Below are 16599 nucleotides of genomic sequence, written 5' to 3'. Positions count from 1 at the left end.
CCCTGCATCAGTGGAAAAAGACGATCCGCTGGCTTGATGAACTCACCGCTGAAGCTTGCATGAGCAAGATTACATGCTAAATTCGTGGGGATCCCTCAGAACCAGGTAAGAACCCGATGATGATCGCCAGGCCAACTAAGCCGGGGCCCATGGATTGAAGCAGCCCTGCAATGTCTAGCCCAAACCAGACAACAGACAGCTCGAACATAAGAAACGCGAGTACTACCCATGCCAATACAAACTGTGTGTCTAGTGCGGCTTTCTCTTGCCATTTAGGCGGAGGCGGAATTAAATCCTCTTTCGTAATCGAAGCGTATCCGCTTCCCGAACCACACAAAGACCATAGTCCAAGGCTCGAAATACATAACGCGGCACCAATCAGCGTTAGTGTACTTTCACTGATAGCAAGGTAACTGTGTACGGGAAGTTGAAAGGCCAAACCAAGCGCAATCGCCAACGAGGGTAAGCTCGCAATCATCCAGAATACTTTAGAAAGTGATATGGCTTTGTGGCTTACTGTTTTGGGTTTATCACAGTTTTGCGATTGTTGGAGCGCACCATCGGCTTCAGGAGCCTGGTAATTATGAAATTTATTGACCACTAGCCCCGTCATTGCACCCACCGTGACGCTGACGGCCATTACGGTTAAGGCATCTAACGGTGCTTGGGCGAGTAACAGAAATGCGGCATCGCCCATAGTGCTGGTTAGCACTGCTACCACGGCTCCAAAGCTTGTCACACCTCGCGTGTACTGAGTGACAACGATAATAGCACCGCCGCAGCCTGGCAGAGCACCAAGTAGGGCAGATAATCCTACCTCATGTACAGGGTGCGCTTTCATATAATTACCAATGGCTTCGGCCGAAACGCGTAACGTGGCGACGTAATAAAGCGCAAGCGATGCATATACAAACGCTGCCACTTGAAAAAATGCATCTGACAACACCGATAAGGTAATCGCACGGGTGCTGTTATAAGTAAGAAGAATGGCTATAAACAGCGGCATCAACAGCCGCTTATTGGTTAAGTGAGGAAAAAAAACGTTTCTTAATAGGGCGCTAGTAAAAGAAGGTAAGTGCTTATACCGGACCACCGCCTTAGCGCTTTTTGATGTGTGAGACGCCGTATCCATTACAACTACACCCTCGACCTACTGTTATCCATGTTTAAGGCGTGCCGAGTCAAGCACGCCTAGTTTTCGCAACGCCTTAGCTCGAAAGCGTAACTGTGCCTTTCATGATGCCGATGTGACCAGGGAACGAGCAGAAAAACATGTATTCTTCATCTTTGCTTAACCCTTCAACAGAAAAGGTCGTAGAAGTCTGTTCACCGCCGCCAATAATGTCAGTCGCACCAATTACACGCTCATCGTCTGGCTTAACGTAATTGTTGTCTAAACCCGCACTCATACCGTCTGTTGCCACTGCTTGTCCGTTGGCTTTTGTTGTCATCACCCAGTTATGGCCCATGGCTTGTTTAGGTAACTGACCTGTGTGCTTCAAAGTCACGGTAAACTCGCTACAACTCGCCGGGATAACAACGTTCGACGTATTGAATTGCATGGCGTCGTTTGATTCCACAGTCACTTCGCATTCGTTAGCAAATGCACCAGAGGCCATAAGAAAAAGGGCTGTGCCACCAAGTAACTTCTTGATCATAAATAATGTCCTTTGAATTTTGGTTAACTTCACCTATCGGTGGAATTGGAAGATCCAATTTTCTTTACGAAAAAGAATAGCACTGGATCATTGTAAATGCTAACGATTATCATTTATATTGAGTGGTATATAAAGAAAGCGCTTTTATGTACATCGAGCTTTTTTGTTTTTTCACGCACAAGGGATGCACATGTCTTCGATACGAAATGCAGTTCAACACGTTCGATTTGGATACAACGACAATGAGCTGAACTCAACGCTTTTAAGAAATTATCTAGATGGCGTAACTTTCGTTGCCAACTTATTGCCAAGTGATAGAGACAAATTTTCTATCTATAAAAATGCGGTTGAGGTGCTTTATGAAACCCTGTGCGATCCGCAGGTCAGTCAGCAATGGCGGCATAGTTGTTTAGAGCATTTGTACAAGCCGTTACTTAAAGCTGAGCGCTACGCGTGTAACGAGAGTGATCGAATTGCGCTTGCGAGAATAAAAATAGACATGAACACCAGAGAGCCTGTTGATCTTTGATGTACAGCAAAGGTCTGCAAGCGCTAGTGCACCATTTTTTATAATTCACTTACTAGGGCCTAGTTTTCTAATGCCACTAGCCCTAATAGAATTCTGATAAAAGCGTGGCAACCACGCCGAAAAACTAGCTATATCAACACAAGGATACGAGTCATGACAGCAACACGCACAGAACGCGACAGTATGGGCGAGCTACAGGTCCCCGAAAATGCACTCTACGGCGCGCAAACTCAGCGTGCCATTCAAAACTTCCCTGTAAGCGGGCAGCGCATGCCCGAAGCCTTCGTACGCGCGTTGATTACAGTAAAAAAAGCCGCAGCACAAGCCAACATGAAACTCAAAGTGCTGGATAAAGATCGCGGCCAAGCGATAGTTAAAGCCTGTGATGAGCTGTTGGCACTTGATGATGTGATGCAGCATTTTCCCGTTGATATATTTCAGACTGGTTCAGGCACCAGCACAAACATGAACGCCAACGAGGTCATTGCTCGCTTAGCCTCTCGTTATTCCAGCGAAGAGGTTCATCCGAATGATCATGTAAATTACGGGCAAAGTTCAAATGATGTGATCCCTACCACCATTCATGTTAGCTCGGCTATTGCATTGTCAAACGAGCTTATACCGGCCGTTGAAAGTTTAGTTCGTACTATTGAAGTTAAAGCAAAGTCGGTAGCGCAATACTGCAAAACCGGACGCACTCATCTCATGGATGCGATGCCTGTAGGCATGGATCAAAGCTTACTGGCTTGGGCTTCTCAGCTTAAGCAGCAGATTAAAACCCTGCGCGCTGTACAGCCAGCTATTCAAACCCTTGCCCAAGGAGGCACTGCCGTGGGAACAGGTGTAAACGCCCATGCGGATTTTGCTACGACATTTTCAGATGCGCTAGGGGAGCTGACCGACATTGCGTTTAAGCCCGCTGACAATTTCTTTGCATTGATTGGCTCTCAAGACACAGCAGTGACGCTTTCCGGTGCGACAAAAAGTTTAGCCGTCACCCTTATGAAAATTGCTAATGACTTGCGCTGGATGAATTCTGGGCCTTTGGCTGGTTTAGGTGAGATTGCGCTGCCTGCGCTACAGCCAGGTTCATCGATTATGCCCGGCAAGGTAAACCCGGTTATTCCGGAAGCAGTGGCGATGGCTTCAGCACAGGTAATAGGTAACGATACGGCGATTACTGTAGGTGGGCAGTCTGGGAATTTTGAGTTAAATGTAATGCTACCAATGATTGCCAGCAATTTGCTTTCAAGTCTGTCGCTAATGACCAACAGTGCGACGCTAATCGGCGAGCAGGCGATCGAGGGCTTTACTGTAAATCAAGATAACATTGAAGCTGCGCTTTACAGAAACCCCGTGCTCGTCACCGCGCTCAACCCTGTTATTGGCTATGCTAAAGCCGCAGAAATAGCAAAAACAGCCTACAAAGAAAACAAGCCTGTTATTGATGTGGCTGAAGCGATGACAGATATCCCCAGAGGCGAGCTAGAATCACTACTAGACCCGAAAAAACTTACCACACCTTAAGCGCCGTGAGAAAACGAAGATGATAAAAAGTGCGATCTACGATCGCACTTTTTTTGTGGTGAAAGAGACGTTTTTATACAAACAGGACGCACTAAAAACTCGCATGATCCACGCTTGATTAAAAACTGCTCAATGATTGGCACGTTCTTGGCTTGTTCTAGGGTTATTATCAGGGTAAAACGTGTTTTAACCGGTATACAGTTGCTGTATGCGAACGGGATTTTTGATACAGTGACGCAATAAATAAATTGTATAGCTGCGTAAGACAGCAACAGACACTAGCGCTAATAGGTTTTGCTTATTGTCATGGCTCATTGCTATGAGGAAAGTGACGCCTTTTCGGGAAGAAAAAATGACAGAAACTTGCTTTCGCATGAAGGGCACTACGCTCACCAGTATTGTGTTAGAAGTAATAGATTTTGAGCCAGATAATTTTGAAGCTCAGTTATCTCAGAAGGTCGCGAGCGCGCCGCAGTTCTTTACCCGTTCCTCACTGATTTTACATTTGATAAAGCCTTTATCTGCGACAGAGTTCGAGCTGCTGGTGGCGCTATGTCGTCGACTGCAATTACAGCCCATGGCCGTGAAAGGTGAGGTGGCAGAGCTGAAGCCTACCATCAATGATTTGGGGTTAGCCGATGTAAGCCAAAGCAAATTTACAGACAGCGCACTTCGTTCGAACAAAGCGAATGGTAGTGAAAACAATAACGGAAGCGGCGAAAACCCTTCTCAAACCGCACAACAAGATCAAACCGTTTCAGCGCCGCCAAAAAGTGAACCGGCTCCTGCAGCTACAACCACGCTCAAACCTGCCAAAGTAATTAACCGACCGGTACGTTCTGGTCAGCAAGTCTATGCCGAAGGCGGAGACTTGGTGGTAACGGCTTCTGTAAGCGAGGGGGCTGAGCTGCTTGCCGATGGTAATATTCATGTTTACGGCACCCTGCGCGGCCGCGCGCTGGCAGGCGTAAAAGGCAATACGGGAGCCCGTGTATTTTGCCAGTCGTTAGACGCGGAGCTTATTTCAATTGCAGGGCAATTCATTATGCACGAAACCGTGAAAGGTGAATGCTGGAAGAAACCTGCACAAGTATATTTAGAAGAAGAAACATTACGTATAGAGCCGTTGGCTTAATGCTTTGTACGCACTAATAGGAAAGAATAGATGGCAAAGATTATCGTAGTAACCTCAGGAAAAGGTGGTGTAGGCAAAACTACATCGAGTGCAGCAATAAGTACGGGACTTGCGTTAGCAGGCCATAAAACGGTAGTGATCGACTTCGATGTGGGCTTGCGAAACCTTGACCTTATCATGGGATGTGAACGCCGCGTTGTTTACGATTTTGTAAACGTCATTAATAAAGAGGCCTCACTTAAACAGGCACTAATTAAAGACAAAAGAACGGAAAACCTTTTCATTCTTCCGGCATCACAAACTCGCGATAAAGACGCGCTTACCGTTGATGGTGTGCAGGCCGTATTAGATGAGCTTAAGAAAGACTTTGAGTTTATTATCTGTGATTCGCCAGCGGGGATTGAGCAAGGCGCACAGATGGCGTTGTATTTCGCTGATGAAGCCATTGTGGTTACTAACCCTGAAGTGTCGTCTGTACGTGATTCAGATCGTATTTTGGGTATTCTTCAAAGTAAATCGATGCGCGCAGAAAAGGGCGAACCGGTTAAAGAACACCTTTTATTAACCCGATACAACCCAAGTCGTGTTGAAAGTGCTGAAATGCTAAGTGTTGCAGACGTTGAAGAAATTTTGGCGATTCCACTATTGGGTGTTATTCCAGAATCTGAATCGGTGCTGAAAGCATCTAACCAAGGTCAGCCGGTTATTCTTGACGAAGAAGCTAATGCAGGACAAGCTTATGCTGACGCTGTAAAACGTCTGCTAGGCGAAACTGTTCCACATCGTTTCCTAGAAGCAGAGAAGAAAGGGTTCTTTAAGCGTCTGCTAGGAGGGAAGTAATGGGAATTTTCGACCTGCTCAAAAAGAAGCAAAAGCCAAGCACCGCAGCGGTCGCCAAAGAGCGGTTACAAATCATTGTTGCGCACGAACGTAAAAAGCGGACAGAGCCTGATTACTTGCCAATGATGCAGCAGGAAATTATTCAGGTAATTCGCAAATACGTGACGATTGCTGACGATCAAGTATCAGTACAGCTAGACAATAACGATGATTGCAGCGTACTTGAATTGAACGTGACTTTGCCAGACAGCAATAACTAAGGCTTAATCGCTTAATTAGTTATGGCTGCCTGCCAGCGTTCTTTCACTTTAGCCGCTCATTAGATCTTCATCGACATCTAGTTGTTTGGAGGCTAGCGCGATTAAACGCTCATCAAGTGGAGGCGGAGAGATATCTACGCCTTCACTGAGTTTGTCGATAACGGCGTCAAGTACGTTAACCCTTGCTTGCCACTTAAACTCTCCGTTAATTACATGCCATGGCGCACAACGCGTGTGGGTGTACTTGAACATGTCATTTGTAGCTTCTACGTAGGCGTTTCGCATCTTACGGTTATGCAAGTCTTCTTCGGTTAACTTCCAGCGCTTGAAAGGATTGTGCAGCCGCTCTTCAAACCGCTCCCGCTGTTCCCTTGACGAAATATGCATAAAGAGTTTGATAATACGAACCCCGCTGTCACTGAGCGTTTTCTCAAATGCGTTTATTTCTTCATAACCGCGCTGCCATACCTCTTCATCAACCAACTTATCTACTCTTTCTACAAGCACTCTTCCGTAGTGTGAGCGGTCAAATATTTTAAGTATGCCAGGGGAGGGGATGTGTTGCCAAAAGCGATAGAGAAAGTGTTTGTCTTGGTCTTCTTTTGCGGGCTTTGCCACAGGAAATACACTCACGCCACGAGGGTCTAATTTCTCAGTAATACGCCTTATAGCGCCGCCTTTCCCTGACGCATCCCATCCTTCAAACACAATAAGTGCTCGTTTTTTCTGATGAAAGTAAGATTGCTGAACGTGAAAGAGTTTTTCTTGCTGTTTTACTAACGCGTCTTTGTATTCTTCTTTGCTCGTAAAGCGAGACTGGCCGAAATCGTCAAACAGCACTGGGGTGGAAGAAGGTAATTGGAAGTTGTCGGTTGTACTCATATGCCGCCCCTTTATTCGTGTATCGTCAATATTTTAGATATGTTGACCACACTGCTATTTTCTATCTGTTAGTGTTAACTAGTTTACTTAACTTTTCTATCTCAACGTGTCACTTAACAGAAATGCCGTTAATGTGCAGTAACTTGAATCGTTAAGTTTTGCCCCAATAATTGCTAACTATCCGCAAGTATTAGATAATTGCGACCAAGCACAAAGTGCGAAAGCACGAGGTTAATGTAGAGGTGGGTATGTCTGTAGAAACGGCGTTGCCAATTGAGTTTTCAGACGCTGCAGCAGCGAAAGTGAAAGCCCTTGTTTCAGAAGAAGAAAATCCTGATTTGAAATTACGTGTATACGTAACAGGTGGTGGTTGTTCTGGCTTCCAATATGGTTTCACGTTCGATGAGAAGGTGAACGAAGGCGATATGACCATTGAAAAAGACAGCGTAACTATGGTTGTCGACCCGATGAGCTTACAATACTTGGTCGGTGGCATTGTCGATTATGTAGATGGTCTGGAAGGTTCACGGTTTTTAGTTCAAAACCCAAATGCCACGACGACTTGTGGCTGTGGTGCAAGCTTTAGCGTTTAAGGGCTTAAGCTATACACTACTACGCTTTTTAAGCGTTGAACGTTCAGCTTTGAGCGCTTGATGTTAATACGATAGGCATACATCGCATCATTTTGTATGCCTGTCGGTTGTCTTGTTCTCAACACTTCCTTTTATTTTCAAATTCCGGCTACACTGATTTCATAGAACGACTAAGGTTTAGGACAGCGTTTATGAAATTATATGGCTCCACCACTTCTCCCTACGTGCGCCGCATTCGCATCGTACTTGCGTCTACAGAACATGAATTTCTTAATCTTCAAATTTTTTCAGGTGAAGATCGCGAGTTGCTCGCCTCTCGCAACCCTACGCTTAAAGTGCCTTGTCTTGAAGATGACGGCCAAATGATTTTCGACTCTCGCATTATTTATAACTACCTTGCCGATAAGTTTGATCACGAAGGGTTAAGTTGGGAAGAAGAGAATCAACTAACCCTGATTGATGCAGCTAACGACTCCTTTGTTCAGCTTATGCTGCTGAAACGTTCAGACATTGATATTAGCGAAGACAAAATGTATTACCGTCTTCAAAACGAGCGAATTGAAGCTGTGTTAGATGCGCTGTCAAACCAGCTTGATGCGGGTGGATTTAGTGGTTGGACTTATCCCGAAATCTGTTTGTACAGCATGATTGACTGGGTACTTTTCCGTGAGCTACACAGCATGAAGGATTATCCTCAGCTGTTATCGTTTCATGAAAAGCACCATGATCGCATTGAGATAACGGCAACTGACCCTAGAATTTAAGCGTCAGCGTAACTAGCTACAGACAGGCTGTATTTTAGCCTTGAATGGATGACGAGAAGGGCTATTTAAACACTAATAGCCCTTTGCAAAATCAAACTGATAATTAAGCGATTCACCGTTGATGTAACGCAGCGCATTCTCTAAAAACACGTCGGCTACGTCGCTTGGCTGTGATTCCGCTGCAGTGTGAGCGGTTACTGAAATACGAGGGTGCTGCCAAAACGAATGAGCGGGGTCGAGAGGCTCGTTACGAAAGACGTCCAATACTGCATGGGCCAATGCGCCGTTGTCTAAAGCTTGCAAGAGCGCATCGTCGTCAACCGCACTGCCTCGCCCTGCGTTAATAAATACACTGTGGGGTTTCAGCGCACTAAAAAATTCGTGAGAAAGCATGTTTTGCGTAGATGGCGTGTCGGGCATTAAATTCACCACGTGGTCACATGCTCTGGCAAATGCTTCGATAGTGTTGGGTGTATAAACAGCATCGGCACCTTTAACTGCTTGCCCGCTTCGGGTTAAACCCACAACGCTCATACCCAATGCGTGAGCAACGGGGATCAATGCTTGCCCAATACTGCCCAGTCCAGCAATGCCAAGCGTTTGTCCATTTAGCGGCATTCGCTTTGATGCTTCCCAAATTGGCTGAGCGGCACGCTGGTTTTGCTCAAAAGCCTTTACGTTTCTGGCATGCCCAAGCAAGTAAGCAAAAACATATTCCCGCATTAGCTTACCAAAAATTCCCTTTAGTCCGGTAAGTATGTAGTTCTTCTTATCGGCATTTAGAAGGGGAGCATTGCCTGCCCAGGTAGACTGACACCAGGTGAGTGCTGAACATGTATCAATAATTCGAGACGCAAGGTCGGGGTCTGCAAGCAGTACCGTAACGGTTTCTGAATTTACATCTTCAGGGCATTGAGCAATTTGTTTAAGTGTTAAAAGCGGGAGACCATCAGCGCCTATGAAGTCGTTATTATCTGCTATTCTTTGGCGAATCGCGTCGGCAATATCATTCGCCTCATCGCTTAAAATAGTCAGTTCAATCCTCTTTGAACTCCTTGCTGTCATTTGCTTAACACTCCTAAAGTAAACTTTTCTTTCCTCTGTCTGACTGCACAATCGTAATGCCAATTGTTCTAAAAATGTGATTTAAGTTTTACATTTTTGTAAACAGTGTTGGTGTCATGTACATGCACCTGAAGTCAATTTGCAACGGAATCGCTATGCAGTCAGAAAACAAATTCCAAAACTCAACAGATGTTGATGTAACGCACGCTAAGGTGCTTTCACCTAAGCGTAACACGACCCAAGCCGAAACAACGCAGGCTTTAGTTGAGGAACAATTATCTCATTTCGGTATAAATGCTGAGAGCGACTACGGTAGGGCACTCGCCAACACCGCTCATCACTTATATGGTGCTCAAGCCAGCGTTATGCAGCTATGGGATATTACGAGTAATACGCTACAAGGACTTGATAAAGAAGACAGACTGGCTTATTTCAACGCTAAAAAGTTTCTGTCTTTTCAAATTGCGAAGATACTGGATACGTTGCAAAACCCATTTCGTGCCACGTACCAAAGTTTGTCGAGTGGCAATGGCTCGCAAGGGCACTATCCACTGTTCGACAATGTCACGGCACTTTTTTCTGCAACACCGGTGGTGGTAAGAACAGCGACTTATGTGTATGCCTGTACTGAATGGGTCGACGACGCGTTTCAAGGCAAAGAATTTACTCACCAAATTTATTCACGTCTGTTGAACCCAACGAATATTTCCCTTGCTAACGCCATTGTGGATATGGAAGCGGGTCCTTACGCTGCCGAATATCTAGCCTGGAACTTCAACTCGGGCATGGCTGCCATTGATGCGTGTTTATCAAATGTTCTTAGTCATGGCGATGTACTGATTGTTTCGAGGAACGTGTACGGCGGAGTGTACCAGCTACTTCATGATTATTTCGCCCGCAGCAACCGAATGGACATACAGATTGCGTGGTTTGACGGTTATGACGCACAGAGCTTTGCAGAGTTCATGCAGCAAACTAAAACTGAACATGCGTCGCGCTTGAACAATGGTGCGAAAATGCACGTGTATTTAGAGTCGCCTTGTAACCCACATGGTTACGTATTGGATGTGCCTGGGATCTGTGAATTAGCGCATGCACAAGATGCGTTGGTAATGTTGGACTCCACCCTTGCGACACCTGTACTGCACCAGCCACTTCAGCATAAAAACAAAGCTGCACGACCTGACTATGTGATCCACAGCTACACTAAAGATTTGTGTGGTAGCGGTGCTACCACAGCAGGCGTAGTTATTGGCGAAGGGCACCGCATGTTCCAGCCAAAAGGCAGTTCAGCAAATGGTGTTGATTGGTCACAGACGATGTTTTGGGATGTGTACTACATCAAAGGTGCGTTCTTAGATTCTGAAAAGGCCTTTGATGTATTAAACGGCATGAAGACCTTAGAGCAGCGCATGATGACCAAGGTCATCAATACGCAAGTGTTTACTGCATTTTTGAATGCCCACGATCAAATTCGCGTTAACTGTCACGCACTGCCTGAACACAGTAATGCCGGTTTGCGTGAAAAGCAGCATACACACGGCTGGCCGTGTACTTTATTCACGGTTGATATGGCGCCGGCAAACCTTCCTCGCGATGTATTTGTGCGGTTCTTCGATGCCCTAGAGCCTGCATTCAGCCACCAAGTGAGTATTGGCCAGAATAATACGATAATTTTATGCCCGGCGCTGACCTCTCACTCTGAGCTCAGCTCAGACGAGCAGAAGAAAGCAGGGATAGAACTGACCACTATGCGTATCGCCATGGGTACCGACAACGTTAAACAGCTCATTGCCCACTTTATGCTAGCCGCCAAACATTTTATCGAGCCTCATGTTCCAGGATTTTGTGAAAAGTTTATGGCAAATGCCGACATCGACAATCTGTATTTGTCGGTAAGTGAAAGAGTAAGTTCACAGCACTTTGGCAGCAAGGCCAGTATGGATTCACTGATGAAAGGTGCGTAGGTTCATTTTTTAGCTCAAGAAGTTGCTTTGAGCTGTCGATAAAAAATATTGAGGATGTTCTCCTTCTCCCGGGCCTTTCCTTACGCGGGCTCGGGATTTTTTTATTTATAGCAAAGGTAAATGACGCTAGAGCGCCTAACTTTTGTTATAAGGTAAGATAGACACAGATCTTTAACGTCAAAGAATATCTAAGGCAGCCTTATGCACGAGTTTAAAATTGATGTAACGCTAGATGCATCATTGCCCTTTGTTTTTGCAGCATTTCACGAGCCTGAATATCTTAGTGAGTGGTTTGCGCCGGGCGATTGTTCGGTCACACAAATCATGAGTGATTTCAAGGAAGGCGGTCGCTATCGCATAAAGATGATGGATCCCAGCGGTATTGAAATGTCATTGACTGGTGAGTACGTGACTATTTTAGCGAACGAGCAGCTGTCGTTCTCTTGGGCGTGGGAAGATGATATGGAAGAGTCGGTGATGACATCAGTGGACATTCACTTCGAAAAGACCGAAGAGGGGAATGTCAGGTTGGTGCTCATTCAGCAGGGCTTTCTCAATAAGCAAGAGTGCGATCAGCACAACTACGCGTGGATGTCGTGTCTAGAAAAACTTGCCGTATTAGCCGCTAAGGAAAAGTCGTTTAACTAAGGCCATACTAAAATAGTGAGAACGCGTTAGCATTACGCATCGTGTTATTTCAAATAACGCTTTTGAAAAGGGCAGAGCGCTAGGCTCTGCCCAAAGACAATCAGGTCAGCGAAGTCATCGCGTCCTTCCCACTCTTCTCGCGGTAGGTTTCAAAATCGTTGTAGCCTTCAACACCACCTCCGTACCACGATGATGGATCGTCAAAGGACTCGAGAGGGTAATTATGCTTAAATCGTGTCGGAAGATCTGGATTCGTGATCCAAGGTCTTCCAAACGCAATCATGTCACCATCGCCATCAGATAAACGTTTCTCGGCTTCTTCTTTGGTGTAGCCACAGTTTCCAATGATCATACCGTCGAATAGTGCTCTAAATTCAGCAAGGGTCATGGCTTCGCCTCGTTCATGGAAGCCAAAGGCCAAGCCATCCATTACGTGTAAATAACCTATCTCCAATTTGTTTAGCTGTTGGGCAACAAAGGTAAAGGTTTCACGAAAATCATCGGCCCCCATATCGTTAAACACCCCGTTTGGCGATAATCTCACGCCAACGTGCTCTTTATCCCACACGCTCAATACTGCGTCCATCACCTCGGCCAAAAAGCGGTAGCGGTTATCGACACTACCACCATAATTATCGGTGCGCTGATTGCTGCGGCTATCCAAAAATTGATTGATGAGATAGCCATTTGCAGCATGAACTTCCACACCGTCGAATCCGGCTGCCTTGGCGTTAACGGCCGCTTCTTTGTAGTCTTGCACTGTGCGTTTTATATCGTCAAAGGTCATCGCCTTCGGCACTTCGTAGGGCTTCTTGCCTTTAGGCGTGTGAATTTCGTCCCCTTCAATTTTTATTGCTGATGCAGACAGGGGCAAATTTCCATTGTGGAAATCGCTGTGTGATGCGCGTCCAGTATGCCAGAGCTGCAAAACGATTTTTCCCCCTGCCTCGTGCACTCTATTGACCACCGAGCGCCAGCCCTCGACCATTTTGTCGGTATAAATTCCAGGGGTATCAACCCAGCCTATGCCTTCTTCTGAAATGGCCGTTGCTTCAGTAATAATGAGCCCTGCATCTGCGCGTTGTACATAGTGATCGCCCATAATTTTATTGGGTATGCGGTCGGCGCCAGCTCTACCTCTCGTCATAGGGGCTAATACCATGCGGTTTTGCAATGTATTCTCTGCCCAATCAAACGAGCTAAAAAGTACTGAGTCTGTCATTCTTATTCCTTATTCAACGTAGAATAGATTGATGTTGAAGCGCTAAGCGTATTGGTGCTCAAAACGCTATAAGATAGTAGTGAATACAGAGATAGCGAGAAGTTGGATTTGTGGAAAGTTGTCCTTGAAACTAATTAAACACAACGGCAGGGAATGGCATCGGTTTGAAAAAAAGCGCCCGAAGGCGCTGTAAAGTGTATTGCAGGGAGATTTAAAGTATCAAAGCCGCTAGGTTTACGTCGAACCTTAGGCCCAGAACAATCGCATCATCAAGTGCCATGACTCTGTCGCGCTGTGCGAATTGGTCGGGATTGATAATGTAGTGAACGTTCGGCTGAATTCTTACGTGGTCATTGAGTTGATAACCATAACTTAGCTCTAACATGGTTTGGCTGCTTGCTGGTGTACCAACCCCGCCGTTTATGCTTCTTAATATACGCTGATCCTCTAGCGCTTCGTCACTGTACTGTTGACGGGTAAATACGAAGCCAATGGTATCGTCAGGGCGTGAGGCCAGTGTGCCTCGCAATACAAAGCCCGCTTTTATATAGTAGTCTTCAATCAGCTCGCCCGAAGTACCGGTTAGCACGGCACCGAATAGTGTTAACCCTTCTTTCGTAAGTGGGTTAGGACGAGTAACAGTTTGTTCAAAACGTGCGAATATACCCGAACGACCGTTTCTAACAGCGTAATCATTGCCTGACTGCGCCGCATAGTTGCCGTCCTCATCAAAGACTGGGTCGGTGTAGTCTGCGCCATCGTACCAACCGCCAATTTCGTAGCGTCTTGGAAGTTCGTCATTGTCCCACGTAGTTTGATAGCCCAGAGTGAAGGGCACAACAACACCTGTAGCCTCATTAGTCGCCCAATCGAAGCCGTGATCGCCTAAGTCTTGATGACTGGTGTTATCTTCATAGACGCCGGTATGAAAATATGTTTTTGGCGAAAGCCAGTATTTCGCATGGCCACCCCAACTCGAAACCGGCCACCAAGTAAAGTTACTGGTTCTAAATACAAAGGTTGGGTTCCCACAAGCAGCATTGGTTTGAAAGTACTGACAAAGTTCAGAGCCTAAAAAGCTGATATTCGCTACCGTACGGCCACCTTCCAGTTCTAAATCGCCATCTAAAAACGAGGAAGAAATCGTAAACCGTGCAAGACGGGTATTTTGGCCGCCAAATATTTCTTGTACGGACGTACTGTTCCCAATGTAGTGCTCGGCTAAGTTTTTGCCGTGTCGGTTTGTCATGGCAATATGGATTTTGGTGTCTTTCCAGCCCGCTAGCGTATTTAAATCTAATTCCCCACCTACAAAGAGCTGACCAGCATAGGCACTGCCTCTGCGTTCACCACCGTCAATATTGGTGGCTGACTCACCCGTATAACTTGCTTGAAAGTCAAACGCGTCTTGAAACTTACTTTGTGATGCTGACGCAGTGGCGGCAACAATGGCGGTGCTTGCGAGGAGCGCTGTTTGCAAGCCTGTCTTACATCCAGAAAAGCGACGGGTAATTGTAGGTGTTTTCATCATTATTCTCTCAATTAAAAATGTTTATCAACCGCAGCTTGTTATGAGCGTGTGACTGATGACATCTATGCATTTGTTGCTAACTCCTTGTTGACGCGAGATAAATCAGAGTTAGCTAACGTTACAACGCGTTAACATATGCTTGTTTTGAACGAAATCTAACTAACCTTTGTTATTAAATCAACCTTGTTTATTTATTTCTTTTGCTACATTTGTGTGTTTTTCGTTAATAGTGGGGAGGTGCGATGGCAATATTTCAAGGTGAGTAGAAAGCGCTCAGTGAGGCTTGCTATCTTGGTTATATTATTGTCTATTAAGAAATTTTCAAAGGACGTTTTATCCGTTTAATAACAGTCACGCATTGTCTGTTATCGGTCGTCTACATATAAAGTCTAATTTTTAACGCAATTTGAAATAAGTAAATCAAATTGATTTATTGACAGGGGTAAAGAGCAATGCTTAAATTGGTTAACTAATTTTTTACAAGCGAAAGGCCGTTCTTATGAAAAACAACGCCCCTTTGGTTTCCAAAGACACATTGATTCCCTTTGTATTGTTAACGATTTGCTTTGCTGCATGGGGTGTGGCTGCGAACATGACAGACCCTTTGGTAAAGGTATTTAGTAAAATATTTACCATGTCGTCTTTGCAATCGGCATTGGTTCAATTTGCCTATTATGGCGCGTATTTTTGCTTAGCCATTCCTGCTGCTTTTATCAACAAGCGCTTTTCTTATAAAACAGGTGTATTGACCGGACTGGGCTGCGCGGCCGCGGGGGCATTTCTGTTTTATCCAGCCAGTCAAACCATGACTTACGGTTTTTTCCTTGCTGCACTTTTTGTATTGGCTGGTGGATTATCCATTCTGGAAACGTCGGCGAACCCTTACGTCATGGCGATGGGAAATCAAAAAAGTGCGACACGCCGTTTAAATCTAGCTCAAGCATTTAATCCCGTTGGTACTAATTTAGGTGTGTTTTTGGCTGCAACGCTTATATTACCAAACCTGAATCAGGCATCTGCACAAGAGCGTGCCGCCATGTCGGTAAGCGAGCTTAAAAACGTGATAGGGGCTGAGCTTGATGCGGTAATGCTTCCTTATGTAGGTATGGCATGTGTACTCGTTTTGGTTTGGGTTGCAATCTTCCTGATCAAAGCGCCAATTCAAGAATCGGTTGAGTCTAGTGTGGAAGACGTTAAGTTGGGCGCTTCGCTTAAGCGGTTAGTAGCCAACAAGCATTATCGTTTTGGCGTTTTGGCTCAGTTTTTTAATGTCGGAGCACAAACGTGCGTGTGGACCTTCACCATCCAATATGCAATGAAAGCGACAGGTGGCAACGAAGTGAGTGGTGGTGAAATTTTACAATACAGCATGATTGTATTTCTAATTTCTCGCTTCGTGATGACGTGGGTTATGCAGTACCTCTATCCAGCTAGACTGCTAATGATCATGTCACTGATTGCCATGGCGCTATGTATCTTCATGACACAGTCTCCTAATTTAGCAGGCGTAATCGCATTGGTATCTATCTCTGCCTGTTTGTCACTCATGTTTCCAACGATTTACGGCATTGCGCTTGAAGGTCTGGGGGAAGACACCAAGCTAGGCGCAGCAGGTCTTGTGATGGCGATTCTCGGCGGTGCCATTATGCCGCTCTTCCAAGCCGCCATTATTGATAGCGCAGGTGTTGTTGTATCATATATTGTTCCAGCTATTTGCTTCTTGCTTGTAGGTGGCTACGGCTACTTCGATATGCGCGCTAAAAAGAGCAGCGCTAAGCCTCAGTCCGATATAGACGCAGATGCCCTTAAAAAGATGGAAATGGGAATAGCTAAATAGTATTTCTTCAGAAACGTGTACGGGGCCAGTGATTCTATCACTGGCCTTTTTTGTTTGCCCAGCGAAGCTGGCAAACCCGTCAGGTTGAAAGAAACCTGAATCACCCTGACTGAGGGGAAGATAATCCGAATGGCAAGGGCG

At 45.6% G+C, this 16599-nt stretch carries 16 protein-coding genes; 10 read left to right on the top strand and 6 right to left on the bottom strand.

Annotated elements, in window-relative coordinates:
* Window positions 1-76: 76 nt before the first annotated feature.
* Together MHN09_RS18855 and azu are read right to left on the bottom strand one after the other, a co-directional pair.
* Window positions 77-1006 (bottom strand): putative manganese transporter, encoded by a 930-nt coding sequence (locus MHN09_RS18855; RefSeq protein WP_239241710.1) that lies wholly within the window; start codon window positions 1004-1006, stop codon window positions 77-79.
* A gap of 202 nt (window positions 1007-1208) precedes the next feature.
* On the bottom strand, window positions 1209-1658 hold the full coding sequence (gene azu, locus MHN09_RS18850; protein ID WP_014950577.1) for an azurin: 450 nt from the start codon (window positions 1656-1658) through the stop codon (window positions 1209-1211).
* Window positions 1659-1848: 190 nt separating this feature from the next.
* Between azu and MHN09_RS18845 the strand changes: the two genes are divergently transcribed.
* The 5 genes from MHN09_RS18845 (at window position 1849) to minE (ending at window position 5949) form a co-directional block, all read left to right on the top strand.
* On the top strand, window positions 1849-2187 hold the full coding sequence (locus tag MHN09_RS18845; RefSeq protein WP_014980170.1) for a hypothetical protein: 339 nt from the start codon (window positions 1849-1851) through the stop codon (window positions 2185-2187).
* Window positions 2188-2340: 153 nt separating this feature from the next.
* A complete protein-coding gene (locus MHN09_RS18840) occupies window positions 2341-3714 on the top strand; it encodes a class II fumarate hydratase (protein ID WP_239218456.1) in 1374 nt (457 codons plus the stop codon).
* A 352-nt stretch (window positions 3715-4066) separates the two neighbouring features.
* The gene (minC, locus tag MHN09_RS18835; RefSeq protein WP_239218458.1) at window positions 4067-4849 is read left to right on the top strand and encodes a septum site-determining protein MinC; all 783 of its coding nucleotides are present in this window, start codon (window positions 4067-4069) and stop codon (window positions 4847-4849) included.
* Between the two features lie 30 nt (window positions 4850-4879).
* Window positions 4880-5689, top strand: coding sequence for a septum site-determining protein MinD (minD, locus tag MHN09_RS18830; RefSeq protein WP_014977272.1), 810 nt, complete (start codon window positions 4880-4882; stop codon window positions 5687-5689).
* Window positions 5689-5949 (top strand): cell division topological specificity factor MinE, encoded by a 261-nt coding sequence (gene minE / locus MHN09_RS18825; protein ID WP_014950572.1) that lies wholly within the window; start codon window positions 5689-5691, stop codon window positions 5947-5949. The genes minD and minE overlap by 1 nt, the downstream gene beginning before the upstream one ends.
* Before the next feature lie 48 nt (window positions 5950-5997).
* Here the strand turns inward: minE and MHN09_RS18820 are convergent, their stop codons facing one another.
* Window positions 5998-6831: a polyphosphate kinase gene (locus MHN09_RS18820; RefSeq protein WP_061486477.1), complete on the bottom strand. Its 834-nt coding sequence runs from the start codon at window positions 6829-6831 to the stop codon at window positions 5998-6000.
* A gap of 248 nt (window positions 6832-7079) precedes the next feature.
* Between MHN09_RS18820 and erpA the strand changes: the two genes are divergently transcribed.
* Together erpA and MHN09_RS18810 are read left to right on the top strand one after the other, a co-directional pair.
* The gene (gene erpA, locus MHN09_RS18815) at window positions 7080-7424 is read left to right on the top strand and encodes an iron-sulfur cluster insertion protein ErpA (RefSeq protein ID WP_014950570.1); all 345 of its coding nucleotides are present in this window, start codon (window positions 7080-7082) and stop codon (window positions 7422-7424) included.
* A gap of 191 nt (window positions 7425-7615) precedes the next feature.
* Entirely contained in the window at window positions 7616-8188 is a 573-nt protein-coding gene (locus tag MHN09_RS18810) for a glutathione S-transferase family protein (protein WP_239241709.1), read from the top strand.
* 72 nt (window positions 8189-8260) lie between these two features.
* Here the strand turns inward: MHN09_RS18810 and MHN09_RS18805 are convergent, their stop codons facing one another.
* A complete protein-coding gene (locus MHN09_RS18805) occupies window positions 8261-9253 on the bottom strand; it encodes a D-2-hydroxyacid dehydrogenase (RefSeq protein WP_239241708.1) in 993 nt (330 codons plus the stop codon).
* Window positions 9254-9408: 155 nt separating this feature from the next.
* Between MHN09_RS18805 and MHN09_RS18800 the strand changes: the two genes are divergently transcribed.
* Window positions 9409-11220: a PLP-dependent transferase gene (locus MHN09_RS18800; RefSeq protein ID WP_075176837.1), complete on the top strand. Its 1812-nt coding sequence runs from the start codon at window positions 9409-9411 to the stop codon at window positions 11218-11220.
* Between the two features lie 201 nt (window positions 11221-11421).
* The gene (locus MHN09_RS18795) at window positions 11422-11868 is read left to right on the top strand and encodes an SRPBCC domain-containing protein (RefSeq protein ID WP_239241707.1); all 447 of its coding nucleotides are present in this window, start codon (window positions 11422-11424) and stop codon (window positions 11866-11868) included.
* Between the two features lie 100 nt (window positions 11869-11968).
* Here the strand turns inward: MHN09_RS18795 and MHN09_RS18790 are convergent, their stop codons facing one another.
* Together MHN09_RS18790 and MHN09_RS18785 are read right to left on the bottom strand one after the other, a co-directional pair.
* Window positions 11969-13090, bottom strand: coding sequence for an alkene reductase (locus MHN09_RS18790; RefSeq protein WP_239241706.1), 1122 nt, complete (start codon window positions 13088-13090; stop codon window positions 11969-11971).
* 211 nt (window positions 13091-13301) lie between these two features.
* Entirely contained in the window at window positions 13302-14621 is a 1320-nt protein-coding gene (locus MHN09_RS18785; RefSeq protein ID WP_171337877.1) for a carbohydrate porin, read from the bottom strand.
* 499 nt (window positions 14622-15120) lie between these two features.
* On the opposite strand from MHN09_RS18785, the gene fucP reads away from it, so the two are divergent.
* Complete coding sequence (gene fucP, locus MHN09_RS18780) at window positions 15121-16458, top strand: L-fucose:H+ symporter permease (protein ID WP_014950563.1); 1338 nt, start codon at window positions 15121-15123, stop codon at window positions 16456-16458.
* The last annotated feature ends 141 nt before the right edge of the window (window positions 16459-16599 follow it).

This window comes from Alteromonas sp. MmMcT2-5 (assembly GCF_022348315.1).
Classification (GTDB): Bacteria; Pseudomonadota; Gammaproteobacteria; order Enterobacterales; family Alteromonadaceae; genus Alteromonas; species Alteromonas macleodii.
This window is presented reverse-complemented; position numbering and strand designations above follow the sequence as displayed.